General features: G+C 45.0%; 15 protein-coding genes. 8 read left to right on the forward strand and 7 right to left on the reverse strand.

All coding sequences use genetic code 11. From position 1 onward, the window contains the following. Positions 1-227 precede the first annotated feature (227 nt). From gyrA to dnaA, 7 genes are all read right to left on the reverse strand, one after another. Complete coding sequence (gyrA, locus tag D5S11_RS15945; protein ID WP_015239009.1) at positions 228-2,687, reverse strand: DNA gyrase subunit A; 2,460 nt, start codon at positions 2,685-2,687, stop codon at positions 228-230. A 215-nt stretch (positions 2,688-2,902) separates the two neighbouring features. Next, positions 2,903-4,819 carry a DNA topoisomerase (ATP-hydrolyzing) subunit B gene (gene gyrB / locus D5S11_RS15950; RefSeq protein ID WP_011996153.1) on the reverse strand — a complete coding sequence of 639 codons (1,917 nt, stop codon included), beginning with the start codon at positions 4,817-4,819 and terminating at the stop codon, positions 2,903-2,905. Positions 4,820-4,875: 56 nt separating this feature from the next. Beyond that, positions 4,876-5,121 (reverse strand): extracellular matrix regulator RemB, encoded by a 246-nt coding sequence (remB, locus tag D5S11_RS15955; protein ID WP_004392908.1) that lies wholly within the window; start codon positions 5,119-5,121, stop codon positions 4,876-4,878. Positions 5,122-5,138: 17 nt separating this feature from the next. After that, positions 5,139-6,251, reverse strand: a complete 1,113-nt coding sequence (recF, locus tag D5S11_RS15960; protein WP_007409910.1) for a DNA replication/repair protein RecF — start codon at positions 6,249-6,251, stop codon at positions 5,139-5,141. Between the two features lie 15 nt (positions 6,252-6,266). Continuing rightward, positions 6,267-6,482 carry a ribosome maturation protein RlbA gene (rlbA, locus tag D5S11_RS15965; protein ID WP_004392910.1) on the reverse strand — a complete coding sequence of 72 codons (216 nt, stop codon included), beginning with the start codon at positions 6,480-6,482 and terminating at the stop codon, positions 6,267-6,269. Positions 6,483-6,616: 134 nt separating this feature from the next. Next, positions 6,617-7,753 carry a DNA polymerase III subunit beta gene (gene dnaN / locus D5S11_RS15970; RefSeq protein WP_014416704.1) on the reverse strand — a complete coding sequence of 379 codons (1,137 nt, stop codon included), beginning with the start codon at positions 7,751-7,753 and terminating at the stop codon, positions 6,617-6,619. Between the two features lie 184 nt (positions 7,754-7,937). Next, positions 7,938-9,278, reverse strand: coding sequence for a chromosomal replication initiator protein DnaA (dnaA, locus tag D5S11_RS15975; RefSeq protein WP_007409908.1), 1,341 nt, complete (start codon positions 9,276-9,278; stop codon positions 7,938-7,940). A gap of 621 nt (positions 9,279-9,899) precedes the next feature. Between dnaA and rpmH the strand changes: the two genes are divergently transcribed. From rpmH to noc, 8 genes are all read left to right on the forward strand, one after another. Then, the gene (rpmH, locus tag D5S11_RS15980; RefSeq protein WP_003178075.1) at positions 9,900-10,034 is read left to right on the forward strand and encodes a 50S ribosomal protein L34; all 135 of its coding nucleotides are present in this window, start codon (positions 9,900-9,902) and stop codon (positions 10,032-10,034) included. A gap of 153 nt (positions 10,035-10,187) precedes the next feature. Then, positions 10,188-10,538 (forward strand): ribonuclease P protein component, encoded by a 351-nt coding sequence (gene rnpA / locus D5S11_RS15985; RefSeq protein ID WP_004392944.1) that lies wholly within the window; start codon positions 10,188-10,190, stop codon positions 10,536-10,538. Positions 10,539-10,698: 160 nt separating this feature from the next. Beyond that, complete coding sequence (gene spoIIIJ, locus D5S11_RS15990) at positions 10,699-11,448, forward strand: YidC family membrane integrase SpoIIIJ (protein ID WP_007409906.1); 750 nt, start codon at positions 10,699-10,701, stop codon at positions 11,446-11,448. Then, positions 11,445-12,086, forward strand: a complete 642-nt coding sequence (gene jag / locus D5S11_RS15995; RefSeq protein WP_032868209.1) for an RNA-binding cell elongation regulator Jag/EloR — start codon at positions 11,445-11,447, stop codon at positions 12,084-12,086. The genes spoIIIJ and jag overlap by 4 nt, the downstream gene beginning before the upstream one ends. Before the next feature lie 289 nt (positions 12,087-12,375). Next, entirely contained in the window at positions 12,376-13,755 is a 1,380-nt protein-coding gene (gene mnmE / locus D5S11_RS16000) for a tRNA uridine-5-carboxymethylaminomethyl(34) synthesis GTPase MnmE (RefSeq protein ID WP_108725198.1), read from the forward strand. Between the two features lie 16 nt (positions 13,756-13,771). Beyond that, positions 13,772-15,658: a tRNA uridine-5-carboxymethylaminomethyl(34) synthesis enzyme MnmG gene (mnmG, locus tag D5S11_RS16005; protein ID WP_007615086.1), complete on the forward strand. Its 1,887-nt coding sequence runs from the start codon at positions 13,772-13,774 to the stop codon at positions 15,656-15,658. A gap of 13 nt (positions 15,659-15,671) precedes the next feature. Then, the gene (gene rsmG, locus D5S11_RS16010; protein ID WP_007409901.1) at positions 15,672-16,391 is read left to right on the forward strand and encodes a 16S rRNA (guanine(527)-N(7))-methyltransferase RsmG; all 720 of its coding nucleotides are present in this window, start codon (positions 15,672-15,674) and stop codon (positions 16,389-16,391) included. 121 nt (positions 16,392-16,512) lie between these two features. After that, a complete protein-coding gene (gene noc, locus D5S11_RS16015; RefSeq protein WP_007409900.1) occupies positions 16,513-17,364 on the forward strand; it encodes a nucleoid occlusion protein in 852 nt (283 codons plus the stop codon). Positions 17,365-17,437 lie beyond the last annotated feature (73 nt).

Raw genomic sequence — 17,437 nt, forward strand, 5'->3', positions numbered from 1 at the left:
TTGTTTAGTTTTCAAAGAACTTTGTTGCTTCTCTCGAAGCGACCTCTTAATCATAACATTTTCAGTTTGCTAGGTCAATACTTTTTTAAAAAATATTTTCGCTAGGCTTGCCTTTCTATTAAAAAGACAACAAAAAGAATTATATCAGTATCATCGCTATGTGTCAAAGCTTTTTTTCATTTCTTTATATAGTAAAAGCGCAGCCTGTTGCAGCTGCGCTTTTTCGTTTATACTTCTTCCGTTTCTTCCGGCTCTTCTTCATTCTTTTCCACAAGCGCCACAGTGGCTACATGCTCTTGATCAGACATGCGGATCAGACGGACGCCTTGTGTTACGCGTCCCGTAGTGGAAATATCATTAATATCCATTCTGATTAACACGCCGCTTGCCGTAATAATCATTAAGTCCTCTTCGCCTTTTGTTGCTTTCACGGTTACTAACGGACCGTTGCTGTCAGTGATTTTACATGTTTTAAGGCCTTTTCCGCCCCTGCTTTGAACTCTGTATTCTGAAGCCGGTGTGCGTTTGCCGTAGCCGTTTTCTGTCACTATGAGGACATGGGAGTCTTCTTCAAGAATCTCCATGCCTACTACGACATCATCGTCTGTCAGCGTGATGCCTTTAACACCCGCAGCTGTGCGTCCCATTTGTCTTACATCTGCTTCAGGGAAACGGATCAGCAAACCGTTCTTCGTTCCGATGATGATTTGTTTCTTGCCGTCAGTCAGGCGGACGGCCATCAGTTCATCGTCTTCCCGGAGACCTAGGGCGATCAGCCCGTTATTCCGTATATTCGCAAACTGGGACAGTGCCGTACGTTTCGACACCCCTTGTTTGGTCGTAAAGAAGAGGTATTGCTCCTCATCAAACGTGCTGACCGGAATAATAGCATTAATCCATTCGCCTTTTTCAACCTCCAGAAGGTTAATAATCGGAATGCCTTTTGCCGTACGGCCGTATTCAGGGATTTCATATCCTTTAGAACGGTATACCTTCCCTTTATTAGAGAAGAACAGGATCGTATCGTGCGTTGATGTGGAAATTAAGTGTTCCACAAAGTCATCTTCATTCGTTCCCATTCCCTGTACGCCTTTTCCGCCCCGTTTTTGGCTGCGGTATGTGGACGCCGGGAGACGTTTAACATAGCCGTTATGGGTCAGTGTGATGACGATATTTTCTCTCTCGATAAGATCTTCATCTTCAATTGTTTCAAGACCGGACGTCACGATTTCAGTGCGTCTCTCATCATTGAAACGCTCTTTGATTTCATTGAGCTCTTCACGAATGATCTCAAGAACTCTTGCTTCATTGGCTAAAATATCTTTCAGCTCGGCGATAAGCGCAACAAGTGATTGATATTCCTCTTCAATCTTTTCGCGCTCCAGACCGGTTAATCGCTGAAGGCGCATATCCAGAATGGCTTGCGCTTGTTTTTCAGTCAGTGAGAATTGTTCGATCAAACCTGTTCTCGCAATTTCAGCCGTCTGGGAATTGCGGATAAGAGAAATAACGGCATCTAAATGATCGAGAGCAATTCTTAAACCTTCCAGAATGTGAGCTCTCGCTTCCGCTTTGCGGAGTTCGTAAGCCGTTCTGCGCCGGATCACAACCTTTTGGTGATCAAGATAATGCTCCAGACATTGTTTCAGGCTTAGTACCTTCGGCTGTCCGTCAACGAGCGCCAGCAGGTTGATTCCGAAAGACGTCTGCAGGGCCGTTTGTTTGTACAGGTTATTCAAAATGACGTGAGCATTGGCGTCACGGCGGATCTCAATGACGATTCTCATTCCGTTACGGTCGGATTCGTCACGCAGATCCGTAATTCCTTCGATTTTTTTGTCCCGGACAAGATCTGCGATTTTTTCAATTAATCTCGCTTTGTTCACCTGATAAGGAAGTTCCGTGACAATAATTCTTTCTTTTCCCGATGATGTCTCTTCGATTTCAGCCTTAGCCCGGATCGTAATGGATCCCCGTCCGGATTCATATGCCTTGCGGATGCCGCTCCGGCCTAAAATCTGACCTGCAGTCGGAAAATCCGGGCCCGGGATGTATTCCATCAGCTCCTGGTTTGTAATCTCAGGATTCTCACTTACGGCAAGCACGCCTTCAATGACTTCCCCAAGCTGATGCGGAGGAATATTTGTCGCCATTCCGACCGCAATACCGGCAGCTCCGTTGACGAGCAGATTCGGAAATCTCGAAGGCATGACGACAGGTTCTCTTTCTGCGCCGTCATAGTTATCTTGATAATCAATCGTATCTTTCGTAATGTCCCGAAGGATTTCCATTGCGATTTTTGACATTCTCGCTTCTGTGTAACGCATCGCGGCCGCTGAGTCGCCGTCAACCGAACCGAAGTTGCCGTGTCCGTCAACAAGCATGTAGCGATAGTTAAAATCCTGCGCCATTCTGACCATTGATTCGTAAACCGCTGAGTCACCGTGCGGGTGGTACTTACCGATAACTTCACCGACGATACGGGCAGATTTTTTATATGGTTTGTCACTGGTCATGCCTAAATCATTCATCGCGTACAAAATCCGTCTGTGAACCGGCTTCAGACCGTCACGCACATCCGGAAGCGCCCGGGATACGATAACGCTCATTGCATAGTCCAGGAAGGATGTCCGCATTTCCTGACTGATATTGACTTCACGTACTTGTGGTGTGTTTTGTTCACTCATTAAAAAAACCTCCCTGAAGTATCACATGAAATAATGTGGGAGTAGATTGTCCATTATGATCTTCAATACGATTTCACTATTCTCCATTATATCAATAAACTTGTGTTTATACACATTAATTTAGTAGAATATACGGGTTTTGCGGGTTTTCAGAGGCTTTAGAAGCCGCTTTGAGAAAAAAGCCTTATTTCTTAACGAAAATAAGGCTTTCTTGGTTAAATATCAAGATTTTTCACGTATCTGGCGTTTGCTTCTATGAAGTTTCTCCGCGGTTCTACTTTGTCACCCATCAGCATTTCAAAAGTCTCGTCAGCGTCCATTGCATCTTCAAGATTGACTTGCAGAAGCGTTCTGGTCGCAGGGTCCATTGTCGTTTCCCAAAGCTGAGTCGCGTTCATTTCTCCAAGACCTTTATAACGCTGAAGGCCGGGCTTAGGTGATTGCGGAAGCTCTTTTAACAGCTCATCAAGCTGCTTATCGTTATAAGCGTATTCCACCCGTTTTCCCTGCTGCACTTTATAAAGCGGCGGCTGGGCAATGTAGACATAGCCGTTTTCGATGATTTCCCGCATGTATCTGTAGAAGAACGTTAATAAAAGCGTTCTGATGTGGGCGCCGTCAACATCTGCATCCGTCATGATGACCACTTTATGATAACGCGCTTTTTCAAGATTAAAATCTTCTCCGATTCCTGTTCCGAGGGCCGTGATCATTGATCTGACCTCATTGTTTGAGAGAATCTTATCAAGTCTGGCTTTCTCAACGTTCAGAATCTTACCGCGCAGCGGCAGAATAGCTTGGAAATGACGGTCCCGTCCCTGTTTCGCTGATCCGCCCGCAGAGTCACCCTCTACGATATACAGCTCGGAAATGCTCGGATCTTTAGAAGAACAGTCCGCCAGTTTGCCCGGCAGATTGGAAATCTCAAGCGCACTTTTGCGCCGGGTCAATTCCCGTGCTTTTTTCGCTGCCATCCGCGCTCTTGCGGCCATTAAACCTTTTTCAACGATTTTGCGGGCTGAGTCCGGATTTTCAAGAAGGAATGTTTCCAGCGCAGAAGAAAACAGCGTATCAGTGATCGTTCTCGCTTCGGAGTTGCCGAGCTTCGTTTTCGTCTGCCCTTCGAATTGCGGATCAGGGTGCTTAATTGAAATAATGGCAGTCAGCCCTTCTCTCACATCATCCCCGCTTAAATTCGGATCATTTTCTTTGAAAATCCCTTTTCTTCTTGCATAGTCGTTTATGACACGGGTCAGACCGGTTTTAAATCCGGCTTCGTGCGTCCCGCCTTCGTAAGTGTTGATATTATTTGTGAAAGAATAAATGTTGCTTGTATAGCTGTCGTTGTATTGCAATGCAACTTCAACCGTTATGCCGTCTTTCTCGCCTTCGATATAAATCGGCTCTTCATGAACGACTTCTTTGGAACGGTTTAAGTACTCAACATAGCTTTTGATTCCGCCTTCGTAGTGGTACTCGTTTTTCCGTTCTTGTCCTTCACGTTTGTCTTCAATCGTGATGTTTACGCCTTTTGTCAGGAAGGCCAATTCCCGGACACGGTTTGAAAGCAGATCATAGTCGTATACGATTGTTTCTTTGAAGATTTCCGGATCCGGAACGAAGTGCGTAATCGTTCCGGTCTTATCAGTATCACCGATCACTTCAAGATCGGCCACAGGTACACCGCGCTCGTACGCCTGATAGTGGATTTTTCCGTCACGATGAACCGTAACGTCAAGAGTGGTCGACAAGGCGTTTACGACAGATGCCCCTACACCGTGAAGACCGCCGGATACTTTATATCCGCTTCCGTCAAATTTACCGCCGGCGTGGAGAACGGTCATGATGACTTCAACCGCAGGGCGGCCCATCTTCTCCTGGATACCGACCGGAATTCCGCGCCCGTTGTCCTTAACGGTAATGCTGTTATCTTTTTCAATCTCGATGTTAATATCTGTACAATAACCGGCCAGGGCTTCGTCAATACTGTTGTCGACGATTTCCCACACCAAGTGGTGAAGGCCTTTGCTGTTAGTTGATCCGATGTACATCCCCGGTCTCTTTCGAACAGCTTCCAAACCTTCTAATACCTGTATCTGATTCTCATCATAACTATTTTGCTGCTGTTCCATAGCCATGCACATTCACCTACACTTTTCTTAAACGATATATTCATTGTAAAGATCCGCTAAGAATCTATTTCTAACATAAATTGCGCACGTTTCTTCAGTGTGCCGGAAGATAAGGGAGAGTAATATATATTCTCAGTCGTGACTACGATAGACTTTGGCGTGCCGTTTACGGACGGCACTACTTTTTCTTTCTGTCTGTCCAGAAATTCTTCAACGATCGGCGATACATTGACCTTGCAGTCAAAAATGCCGACGATATCGCGTGTTGAAACGACAAAGTCGTCACCTAAATGAATATACAATCGCTCACCTCATTTCTTCACTTCACTAACGTACCGTTTTCCACACGGAACATTCCTGCTTGATGTAAGGTATCGTGGTCAATGCCATCCACGCTTGTCGTGGTGACAAATGTCTGCACACGGCCTTGGATCGTATGAAGCAAATGGGACTGTCGGTAATCATCCAGCTCGCTTAGTACATCATCCAAAAGTAAAATGGGGTATTCTCCGATTTCTTCATGAATCAAATCTATTTCGGCCAGCTTCAAAGACAAAGCCGTCGTACGCTGCTGTCCCTGCGAACCGTACGTCTGCACATCGCGTCCGTTCACATAAAAAAGGACATCATCCCGATGCGGTCCGAATAATGTGACGCCTCGTTCTATTTCTTTTTCTTTTAATTTCGAAAAAGACTCCTGGTAGCTGTTACCTATTTTCGACAAATCTTTGGGATCTGATACATCAAGCGCCGTGTGGTACTTAAGCGTCAGTTCTTCAAGTCCCCGGGAAATGCCGGAATGGATCGGCTGCGCCCATTTTTCAAGCTGCGCCGTAAACTGCAGACGTTTGGCGACAACTTTTGCGGCTGCTTCAATCAGCTGATCAGTGAGAACGTCAAGCATGGTCCGGTCAGTCTGTTTCCGGCTTTGCAGCTGTTTCAGAAAATGATTCCGCTGTGAAAGGATTTTTTGATAAAGAGATAAATCATACAGATAAACGGCAGAAACCTGCCCGATCTCCATATCGAGAAATCTCCTCCTCACCTGGGGGCTTCCTTTGACGAGATTTAAATCCTCAGGGGCAAACATAATGGTGTTCAGCGCTCCGACATACTGACTGAGTTTTTGCTGCTCTATATGATTGACCTTGCCCTTTTTACCTTTTTTGGAGATGACAAGCTGCATCGGGATATCCCCGTTTCGCTTCATCACTCTTCCTTCTATTTTAGCATAGTCTTCGTCCCACCGTATAAGTTCTTTGTCATTTGAGGTGCGGTGTGATTTTGCCATCGAAAGGACATAGATGGCTTCCATCAGATTGGTTTTGCCTTGGGCATTTTCCCCGATGATCACATTCACCTTGTTTTCGAATTGAAGCTCAGCGCGCTCATAATTACGGTAGGATGTTAATTCTAAATTTTGGATATACAACCGCTGTCACCCGCTTTAATTGACGACTTGAAATGAACCAAATCCTTCAATCGCGACCACGTCTCCAACGTAAAGCTTTCTGCCGCGGCGATTGTCAGGTTCATTGTTGACAGTCACCTCATGCTCGCTCAGAAACCACTTCGCCATGCCGCCGGACTGAATCACATCTGCTAATTTTAAAAACTGGCCAAGCGTAATCATTTCTGTATCAATCGAAATCGGATTTGCCATATTATCGACCTCTTTCAAATATCACTAATATCTAATTGTACTAAAAAATCCTGAAATAAGGAAAGGGAAAACTTGAGGGAGCGGTTGATGAATAGAAAAGCTGCCGAACTAAGCCGGCAGCACATTCTGTTTGATTAATACGTTCTGACCGGAAGGATGAGCTGAACGATGGTTTCATCATTCGGCGTACGGATAAGAAACGGTCTCATCGCTCCCGTAAAACTGATACGGATGTCCGCTCCTTCAAGTACTTTCAGTGCGTCCATCATATATTTTGGACTGAATGAAATATTTAATTCCTCGCCGTCAATCTGGTCAGCCAGCACAGCTTCGACCACTTTCCCGATTTCCGGAGAATTTGATGAAATCTCCAGCGAATCCGCCGGTTTGGCAGAAAGCTTTACAACGTTGTTGCGGCCTTCTCTCGCCAATAAAGAAGCACGGTCTATCGCCTGTAAAAATTCCTTCGTGTTCACGACGATTTCCGTTTTGCTTTCCTGCGGAATTAAGCTGGTCGTGTCCGGATAGTTTCCGTCAAGCAATCTTGAGAAGAACAATACGTTTTTCGCTTTGAACAGAACTTGGGTTTCTGTAATGACGATATCAACCAGTTCTTGGTTGTCATCAAGAATTTTGCTCAGCTCGGTTAAGCTTTTCCCAGGAATGACCACGTTATAAGAGCTGTCTTCCGGAATATCAAGCTTCGCCTTTCTTAAAGCGAGTCGGTGGCTATCCGTGGCAGTGCATAATAATTCACCGTTTTCGACTTTCCAGTTTACACCTGTCAAGATAGGGCGTGTTTCTGAGGCGGACACAGCGAACACGGTTTGGCGGATCAGGTTTTTCAAAAGATCCGTCGGAATCTGAATGGCGTGATGCTCTTCGATTTGCGGCAGATGCGGATATTCATCTGCATCAAGGCCGTTTAAATTAAATTCGGCTTTTCCGGAACGGATAATCGTTAAATATTGATTTTGAACTTCGATTTCAACAGTCGCCATTGGAAGTTTTTTAACGATTTCGCTGAAGAAACGCGCTTGCAGCACGATACTTCCCGGCTGATCGATCGTCACGATTTCTTTATCATCTTCTTCTTTCGGAATGAATGACTCGATTGAAATATCAGAGTCACTTCCTGTGAAAGATACTCCTTCATCTGAGGCGACGATCTTAATACCGGTGAGAATGGGAATTGTGGTTCTGGATGAAACGGCTTTTAGAACGTCTTGTACACTTTCGACTAAACGATCTTTTTGAATCGTAAATTTCATGTTTATCCTCCTAACGGATAATATAATTAATATATTTTAAAAATAGCAGTAGTAATAGTAGGGCCTGTGGATTTGTGGATAAGTTGTGAAAAAGACAGGAAACACAGCCTATCCACATGTGGACAGACTGTGTATGGCTATGAAAAAGTTATTCACACTTTCCCCGATTCATCCGAGGGCACTATTATTTAAGCAGTTCTTTTATTTCTTTCACCTGCTGCTGAAGCTGCTCGTCATCAATCAGCAGTTTTGAAATCTTTTCATGGGCGTGAATGACGGTTGTATGGTCTCTGCCGCCAAATTCTTCCCCGATTTTAGGCAAAGAAGAATCCGTCATTTCTCTTGAAAGATACATCGCAATTTGTCTTGGGAACGCCACGGATTTCGTGCGCTTTTTCGCTTTGAAATCTTCAAGCTTAATGTTGAACTGCTGTCCGACAATCCGCTGAATCTCTTTTATCGTAATGACCTTCGGCTTAGAAGACGGAATAATATCTTTCAATGCTTCTGCAGCCAGGTCTGCGTTAATGTCTTTATTGATTAAGGATGAATAGGCGACAACCCGGATTAATGCCCCTTCCAGTTCGCGGATGTTGCTGTCAATCTGATTCGCGATGTAAAGCATGACCTCGTTCGGAATATCAAGACCTTCCGCCTTCGCTTTTTTTCTCAGGATGGCAATCCGCGTTTCCAGATCCGGCGGTGTGATATCCGTAATCAATCCCCATTCGAACCGCGAACGCAGGCGGTCTTCAAGGGTTGGGATCTCTTTCGGCGGTCTGTCGCTGGAAATCACGATTTGTTTGCTTTCTTCATGAAGCGTGTTGAATGTATGGAAAAACTCTTCCTGTGTTTGTTCTTTTCCGGCTAAAAATTGAATATCATCTATCAAAAGTACATCAACGTTCCGGTAGCGGTTGCGGAAATCAACGGCTTTATTATCGCGGATTGAGTTGATGAATTCATTTGTGAATTTTTCAGAAGACAGGTACACCACTTTGGCTGAAGGATTATGATCAATGACATAATGGCCGATCGCGTGCATTAAGTGGGTTTTTCCTAAGCCGACTCCACCGTATATAAATAAAGGGTTGTACGCTTTAGCGGGTGCTTCCGCCACAGCCAGTGATGCTGCATGGGCGAATCGGTTTCCCGATCCGATGACGAATGTGTCGAATGTATATTTCGGGTTGAGCATGCTTTGGGGAAAATCAGACGGTTCCTCTTTTGCCGCTTTTTTCACTTGCGGTTTCGGTAAAAAGTTTTCTTCGTCCTGATTTTGAGGAATGACAAATTTGACGCTCAATTCTTCCCCGGTTAATTCGTATATGGTATCTGCAATGAGATGTAAGTACCTGGACTCCAGCCAGTCTCTGGCAAATTCATTGGGAGCGGTGATGGTTAAGGTATCCCCTTGCAGCGAATGGGCTTTCGTCGACTTCATCCAAGTTTCGAAACTCGGTTTGCTTAGCTTTTTCTCAATTTGAGCTAGAGCTTGATTCCAAAGATCCAATATATTCTCCATTATCCGGCACAGCCCTCCTTTTCTTTAAAAATCAGCGCCCTTTCCCTGTTATAGAACACAAAAAAAGAGCATATGGCTCTGACCATTCGTACACACGAAATGTTGAAAACATATAGTATAGTAGAAAAACAGCTTTTCGACAAATTCCACAAGTTGTGGACAACAATCTACACAAGCTGTGTGAAAACAATCCACAACTTATCCACAGTTTGTGGATAAAGAGAATGGGCTGGATAAGTAATTAAGAGTTAAAACACAAATATAATATCAAATTAAGCGAGGACTTGCAATGGTTCTCGTAATCTTATCCACAAACCTGACAACTTGTTGAAAAATCTTTGTCCACAGGGGTTAGCAATGTGAAAATGTTGTCGATAACGACTGTGGATATTAAAAAAAGGCCAAAAAATTATCCACATGTCGTTTTTCCGGGGGAGCGCGGCTTTTTTTTTGCGTTAAAAAAAGGAATATGAAAAATAAGGTTTCTAAACTGGTTAAGGTATGTTATCCTATTATGGTTGTAAGAAATAAAAGCACTGCTGAAGTTGACAATGAATAGGCAGCACAAATATAATAAGTAAGACTGTCTTTAACAGCTATTCCTCGAGGGAGGTGTCATAAATGAAAAGAACATTCCAACCGAATAACCGTAAACGCAGTAAAGTTCATGGCTTCAGAAGCCGTATGAGTTCAAAAAACGGTCGTCTAGTATTAGCACGCCGTCGCCGCAAAGGCAGAAAAGTATTATCAGCTTAGGCCACTGAATAATGTCAGTGGTCTTTTTTCACATTAAGAGAGTGAGATGTCATGCGTCGCCCGGTACTGGAGAAATTTCTTCAGTATTCCGGCGGCCCGTTTTTTTTAGATAGAAATAAAAGTTTCTGCGAGTGAATATCGGAGTGAATTAAAGTGAAGAAGCGAAATCGGTTAAAGAAAAATGAAGATTTTCAAAAAGTGTTTAAACGCGGAACGTCTATGGCAAACCGCCAGTTCGTGCTGTATACGCTTGATCAGCCGAAACAGGAAGAGCTCCGGGTAGGGCTTTCTGTCAGTAAAAAAATCGGCAATGCCGTCGTGCGCAATCGGGTGAAGCGGTTAATCAGACAGGCTGTTCAGGAGGAAAAAGAGCTGCTCAAGCCGAAAGATTTTATTATTATCGCAAGAAAACCCGCCGGCGACCTCAGTTTTGAAGAAACGAAAAAGAGTCTGCAGCACTTATTCAGAAAAACCTCATTATATAAGAAATCTTCGTCAAAATAGCTCATATTTTGTTTTCTTCACGTTTTTAAAAGCGCTTCCTTTTATTTGGCGAAAAATGAACGCCATTTGAAACTGAAAGATGCTAAAATACATACAAGGTTCATAAAGATTGGTATAGGAGGAAACGTTCTTGAAAAGGAGAATATGGTTACTACTGAGTATGGTCGGTATGCTCGTGCTGCTGGCCGGGTGCTCGAGTGTGAAAGAGCCGATTACGGCGAATAGTCCGCATTTCTGGGACAAATATGTTGTGTATCCATTGTCAGAAGTCATTACGTACGTAGCGAAACTGACGGGCGATAACTATGGTTTATCGATCATCATCGTTACGATTTTAATTCGTCTGCTGATTCTGCCGCTGATGATCAAGCAGCTTCGAAGCTCAAAAGCGATGCAGGCGCTGCAGCCTGAAATGCAGAAGCTCAGAGAAAAATACAGCTCTAAAGATCAAAAAACGCAGCAGAAGCTTCAGCAGGAAACAATGGCCCTGTTTTCAAAGCACGGGGTAAACCCGCTGGCGGGATGTTTCCCGATCCTGATTCAAATGCCGATTTTGATCGGATTCTACCACGCCATTATGCGTACGCAAGCCATTTCACAGCACAGCTTTTTATGGTTTGACCTAGGAGAGAAGGATCCTTACTATATTCTTCCTATCGTTGCCGGTGTGGCCACTTTTGTCCAGCAGAAGCTGATGATGGCCGGAAATCCGACTCAGAATCCTCAAATGGCAATGATGGTATGGATTATGCCGATCATGATCATCGTATTTGCGATCAACTTCCCGAGCGCGCTTTCTCTGTATTGGGTAGTCGGAAACCTGTTTATGATTGCTCAGACATTCCTTATTAAAGGACCTGACATTAAACACGATCCGGAAACGCAGAAAGCGGGAGGAAAGAAAAAGTGAAGAAGGTGACTGCTGCGGGACGGAATGTCGAAGAAGCAGTTCAATCAGGCCTTCAGGAACTTCAACTGACGAAAGATCAAGTAGAAATAACGGTGGTGCAAGAAGGATACAAAGGGTTTTTGGGTATTTTTGGAAAAAAGAATGCGATCGTAGAACTGGAAGAGAAAAAAAATCCTGTTCATGAAGCGAAAGCGTATTTGGAAGAAATCATCCATTCCATTGCCGGACCTTCTGAGATTGTTACGGAAGAAAACAAGAAAACAGTCTGTTTTCACATTAAAGGTGAAAAAGCGGCGCTGCTTATTGGCAAAAGAGGACAAACACTCAATGCCCTGGAAACATTGACGCAGCTTGTTTTGAACCACGGCTCCGGCCAGTATCGCCAAGCCGTTGTCGACGCTGAGAATTATCGGCGGAAAAGAAGAGAAATTCTGGAGCAGCTGGCAAACAGGCTGGCCAAGCAAGTGTCGAAAACGAAAAAAGATGTGCATTTAGAACCGATGCCGTCAGGTGAAAGAAAAATCATCCATGACGCGCTGTCAAAGCATCCAAATATCAAAACGTTTTCTACCGGTGAAGGCCGGTACCGCCATCTCGTTATTTCCCATAAAGATAGCAGAAAACCGAAGTCCGGGTAAAATCGGAACTTCGGTTTTTTTATTGGTAAAAATGGCTCTATTCCTAAGCAGAATCGCACTTTTTGCGTTTAAGTTTTTTCTTTTTCGGTCTATGCTGTTGATAAAAAAGGTTTTAGGAAATAAAATTAATTGTTATTCACATGTGGATAAGTTAAAGTAATAAGGGATGAATTTCTGCCTTTGTGGATAACGTATCTTCCACTTCAAACCAAACTATGTTATCTTTTAATTTTGGCGTAAATAAAATTTTTTATATAGATGGAAACAGAGATAAAGAGAGGTGAACAGCATGGATACAATTGCAGCGATTTCAACTCCGATGGGTGAAGGCGCGATCGCGATCGTTCGGCTGAGCGGCCCGGAAGCCGTAAAGATCGCCGACAAAATGTACAAGGGTCCGAAAGGCAAAACGCTCAGTTCGGCAGAATCGCATACCATTCATTACGGGCATATCGCGGACAGCACGACGGGACGGATTATTGAGGAAGTCATGGTGTCTGTTTTAAGAGCGCCCAGAACATTCACAAGGGAAGATGTCATTGAAATCAACTGTCATGGGGGTATTGTGACGGTTAATCAGGTGCTCCAGCTTGCTTTAAGAGAAGGTGCGAGACTGGCAGAACCCGGTGAGTTTACGAAGCGCGCATTTTTAAACGGACGGATTGACCTTTCACAGGCGGAAGCGGTGATGGATCTGATCAGGGCCAAAACGGACCGTGCCATGAATGTCGCCATGAACCAGATGGAAGGACGGCTTTCCGCGCTTGTCCGCCGTCTGCGTGATGAGTTGTTAGAAACACTTGCCCATGTTGAGGTTAATATAGATTATCCGGAATATGATGACGTCGAAGAAATGACGCATCAGCTTTTAGTGGAGAAGGCAAGCGGCGTGAAGAAAGAAATCGAGACGCTGCTCCGTACGTCTGAGCAGGGGAAAATTTTGCGTGAGGGACTGTCTACCGTGATCATCGGCCGTCCGAACGTCGGAAAATCCTCTCTGCTTAACAGCCTTGTCCATGAAACGAAGGCGATCGTAACCGATATTCCGGGAACGACGCGTGATGTGATTGAGGAATATGTCAATGTCCGAGGCGTGCCGCTTCGGCTTGTCGATACCGCCGGAATCCGTGAGACAGAAGACATCGTCGAAAGAATCGGTGTGGAACGGTCACGGCAGGTTCTGAAGGAAGCGGATCTCATTTTGCTTGTGCTTAACCACAGCGAAGAGCTTTCTGAAGAAGATGTGAAATTGTTTGAAGCGGTTGAGGGAATGGACGTCATTGTCATTATGAATAAGACGGACCTTGAGGCTAAGATTGACGCTGAGCGCGTCAAGGAACTGGCGAAAGGCCGGCCTGTCGTCACGACCTCATTGCTGAAAGAAGAAGGCATTCAAGATTTAGAGGAAGCGATTCAGTCGCTATTTTATACAGGAGCGATCGAAAGCGGAGATCTCACCTATGTCAGCAACACCCGTCATATCTCGATTCTGCATCAGGCAAAGCAAGCGATTGATGATGCGCTGAACGGAATTGAACAGGATGTTCCGATTGATATGGTGCAAATTGATTTGACAAGGTGCTGGGAGCTGCTGGGCGAAATCATCGGTGATGCCGTCCACGAAAGCTTAATTGATCAGCTCTTTTCACAATTTTGTTTAGGTAAATAAAAGGGAGGAAAAAACCATGGGGTATGAAGCAGGCCAATACGACGTGATTGTCATCGGCGCCGGGCATGCCGGTGTTGAGGCTGCCCTCGCATCCGCGCGCCAGGGAGCCAAAACGCTTGTTTTGACGATCAATCTTGATATGGTTGCGTTTATGCCATGTAATCCGTCTGTCGGCGGCCCCGCGAAAGGGATTGTCGTCCGCGAAATTGACGCGCTCGGCGGAGAAATGGCTAGAAATATAGATAAAACTCATATTCAAATGAGAATGCTGAATACAGGAAAAGGTCCGGCCGTACGGGCGCTGCGTGCGCAGGCGGATAAATTCCAATATCAGCACGAAATGAAGCATACGCTGGAAAAAACACCGAATTTGACACTTCTTCAAGGGATTGCCGAGCGTTTAATCATTGAAGACGGGGAGTGCCGCGGTGTCATTACGCAAACCGGTGCTGAATATAAGGCAAAAACGGTCGTGCTGACAACCGGAACGTATTTAAGAGGGCGGATCATTCTCGGTGATCTGTCTTACTCAAGCGGTCCGAATAACCAGCAGCCGTCTATTAAACTTTCTGAGCACTTAGAGGAGCTCGGTTTTGATCTCGTCCGTTTTAAAACGGGCACGCCTCCTCGTGTCTCAAGCGATTCCATTGATTACAGCAAAACAGAAATCCAGCCGGGGGACCCGGTTCCGCGCGCTTTCTCATATGAAACGGTTGAATACATTACCGATCAGCTGCCTTGCTGGCTGACTTACACGAGTCCTGAGACTCATGAGATCATCGACAGCAACCTGCATCGTTCGCCAATGTATTCCGGTATGATTAAAGGAACGGGACCGAGATACTGCCCTTCGATTGAAGATAAAGTCGTTCGGTTTAATGATAAACCGCGTCATCAGATTTTCCTTGAGCCGGAAGGCAGAAATACGCAGGAAGTATACGTTCAAGGTTTATCCACGAGTCTTCCTGAGGACGTGCAGCAGCGGATGCTGGCGACCATTCCGGGACTGGAAAAGGTGCAGATGATGAGAGCCGGATACGCGATTGAGTATGACGCGATTGTACCGACGCAGCTCTGGCCTACACTGGAGACGAAAAAAATCCCTAACCTGTACACGGCCGGTCAAATTAACGGTACATCAGGTTATGAGGAAGCAGCCGGGCAAGGAATTATGGCAGGGATCAACGCAGGCCGCAAAGCGCTTGGAAAAGAAGAAGTGATCCTCAGCCGTTCCGATGCTTATATCGGTGTATTGATTGATGATTTGGTAACGAAAGGAACCAATGAACCGTACCGTCTGCTGACTTCACGGGCGGAATACAGACTGCTGCTCCGTCACGACAACGCGGATCTTCGTCTGACGGAAATCGGCCACGATATCGGCTTAATTTCTGATGAGCGCTATGAAGCGTTTGAGAAGAAAAAAGCGGCGATCGAGGCGGAGAAAAAACGTCTCTGGTCTGTTATTATCAAGCCGTCTCCTGAGAATCAGGAATATATCCGTTCACTCGGCGGAAGCGAGCTGAAAGACGGAGTGCGCGGCACAGATTTAATGAAACGTCCGGAAATGAACTATGAAACAGTGACAAAACTTGCGCCTGCAGATTCTCCGGTTCCGCAAGATGTGGCGGAACAAGTGGAAATTCAGGTGAAATATGAAGGATATATCGAAAAATCCTTGCAGCAAGTGGAAAAGCTGAAGAAAATGGAAAACAAAAAAATCCCTGATCGGATTGATTATGACGCCATTAAAGGAATTGCTACTGAAGCCCGTCAAAAGCTGAAAGAAGTGCGTCCTTTATCAGTTGCTCAAGCGTCCCGTATTTCCGGCGTCAATCCGGCAGACATTTCAATCCTGCTGGTATACCTGGAGCAGGGCCGTATTGCCAAGGTAGCTGAATAGAAAGGATGACGGCATGAATATAGAGGAATTTACATCCAGTTTAGCGGAGAAAGGGATTTCCCTTTCTGACCGCCAGCTGGAGCAATTCGAGTTGTATTACCGGATGCTCGTGGAATGGAACGAAAAAATGAATCTGACATCCATCACTGAGAAAAAGGAAGTTTATCTCAAGCATTTTTATGATTCGATAACGGCGGCATTTTATATTGATTTTGAAAAGGTTACCACTCTTTGTGATGTCGGCGCCGGCGCCGGTTTTCCAAGCCTGCCCATCAAAATCTGCTTCCCGCATCTGCATGTCACCATCGTCGATTCACTGAATAAGCGGATTACGTTTTTGGAAACTCTCTCTGATGCTTTACAATTAGAGCATACGACATTTGTCCATGACAGAGCGGAGACATTCGGACAACGGAAAGACGTACGGGAAAGCTTCGATCTCGTGACGGCCCGTGCGGTGGCGCGTCTGTCGGTCCTGAGTGAGCTTTGTCTGCCGCTGGCCAAGAAAAACGGCGTATTTGCGGCACTAAAAGCAGCAGCAGCTGATGAAGAGCTGAAAGCGGGGCAAAAGGCGATTAAAGTATTGGGAGGAGAGCTTGAACAAGTTCATTCCTTTACACTTCCTGTTGAAGAAAGTGAACGGAACATCATGATCATTCGCAAGACGAAAAGCACTCCGAAAAAATATCCGAGAAAACCGGGTACTCCAAATAAATCGCCAATTGAAGGGTAATTTAGACAGCCTGATGTGACAATTCCATCATATTTTCTGCAAAATTGATGAAGATACAGCAGGAAAAACCATGAGAAAATAGAATTATAAAAATGGCAGTTTTTAAAGGTGGTGTAGGTACATGAAGCATTCATTCTCTCGTTTCTTCGGGTTTGGTGAGAAGGAAGAGGAACCGGAGATAGCTGAGCATGATACAAACAAAGAAGAGATACTCGAAATACCGGTACATGCTATCGTTCCCAACCGTTTTCAGCCACGCACCATTTTCTCAGATGAAAAAATCAAAGAGTTAGCAATGACTATCCATACACACGGCATCATTCAGCCGATTGTTGTCAGACATACAGAAGATGAAGGACAATATGAGCTCATTGCGGGTGAAAGGCGCTGGAGAGCGGTACAGACGCTTGAATGGGAGAAGATTCCCGCAATTATTAAAGATTTTTCTGATACGGAAACAGCATCTGTCGCTTTGATTGAAAACCTGCAAAGGGAAGAATTGTCCTCCATTGAGGAAGCTCATGCGTACGCAAGGCTGTTAGAACTTCATGATTTAACACAGGAAGCCTTGGCGCAGCGCTTAGGAAAAGGCCAGTCAACGATTGCGAACAAGCTCCGATTGTTAAAGCTCCCGGAACCCGTCCAGGATGCGATTATGGAGAAAAAAATTACGGAACGTCATGCAAGAGCACTGATTCCGCTCAAACAGCCGGAGTTTCAGGTCACATTGCTTGCGGAAATCATTGAGAAAAGCTTAAACGTTAAGCAGACGGAAGACAGAGTGGTGAAAATGCTTGAACAGAATAAGCAGAAACCAAAGCCGAGACGCAAAGCGTTCAGCAGGGATACAAGAATTGCGATGAATACGATTCGTCAGTCACTGTCTATGGTAGAAGACAGCGGCGTCAGGCTGAACACTGAAGAAGAAGAATTCGAAGAGTACATCCAGCTTACCATTCGGATACCTAAATAAAAACTCTCCTGATCAGCAGGGGAGTTTTTATTTTAATCAAAAAACTATTTTGAGATAATGATAGATTTATTGT

The sequence above is a fragment of the Bacillus sp. L75 genome, assembly GCF_003676355.1.
Classification (GTDB): Bacteria; Bacillota; Bacilli; order Bacillales; family Bacillaceae; genus Bacillus; species Bacillus velezensis.

Excerpts from the sequence above, each read along its gene's own strand:
- gyrA (WP_015239009.1), bottom strand. The coding sequence starts at position 2,687 with ATGAGTGAACAAAACACACCACAAGTACGTGAAGTCAATATCAGTCAG.
- gyrB (WP_011996153.1), bottom strand. The coding sequence starts at position 4,819 with ATGGAACAGCAGCAAAATAGTTATGATGAGAATCAGATACAGGTATTA.
- rlbA (WP_004392910.1), bottom strand. The coding sequence starts at position 6,482 with ATGGCAAATCCGATTTCGATTGATACAGAAATGATTACGCTTGGCCAG.
- dnaN (WP_014416704.1), bottom strand. The coding sequence starts at position 7,753 with ATGAAATTTACGATTCAAAAAGATCGTTTAGTCGAAAGTGTACAAGAC.
- dnaA (WP_007409908.1), bottom strand. The coding sequence starts at position 9,278 with ATGGAGAATATATTGGATCTTTGGAATCAAGCTCTAGCTCAAATTGAG.
- rpmH (WP_003178075.1), top strand. The coding sequence starts at position 9,900 with ATGAAAAGAACATTCCAACCGAATAACCGTAAACGCAGTAAAGTTCAT.
- spoIIIJ (WP_007409906.1), top strand. The coding sequence starts at position 10,699 with ATGGTCGGTATGCTCGTGCTGCTGGCCGGGTGCTCGAGTGTGAAAGAG.
- mnmE (WP_108725198.1), top strand. The coding sequence starts at position 12,376 with ATGGATACAATTGCAGCGATTTCAACTCCGATGGGTGAAGGCGCGATC.
- mnmG (WP_007615086.1), top strand. The coding sequence starts at position 13,772 with ATGGGGTATGAAGCAGGCCAATACGACGTGATTGTCATCGGCGCCGGG.
- rsmG (WP_007409901.1), top strand. The coding sequence starts at position 15,672 with ATGAATATAGAGGAATTTACATCCAGTTTAGCGGAGAAAGGGATTTCC.
- noc (WP_007409900.1), top strand. The coding sequence starts at position 16,513 with ATGAAGCATTCATTCTCTCGTTTCTTCGGGTTTGGTGAGAAGGAAGAG.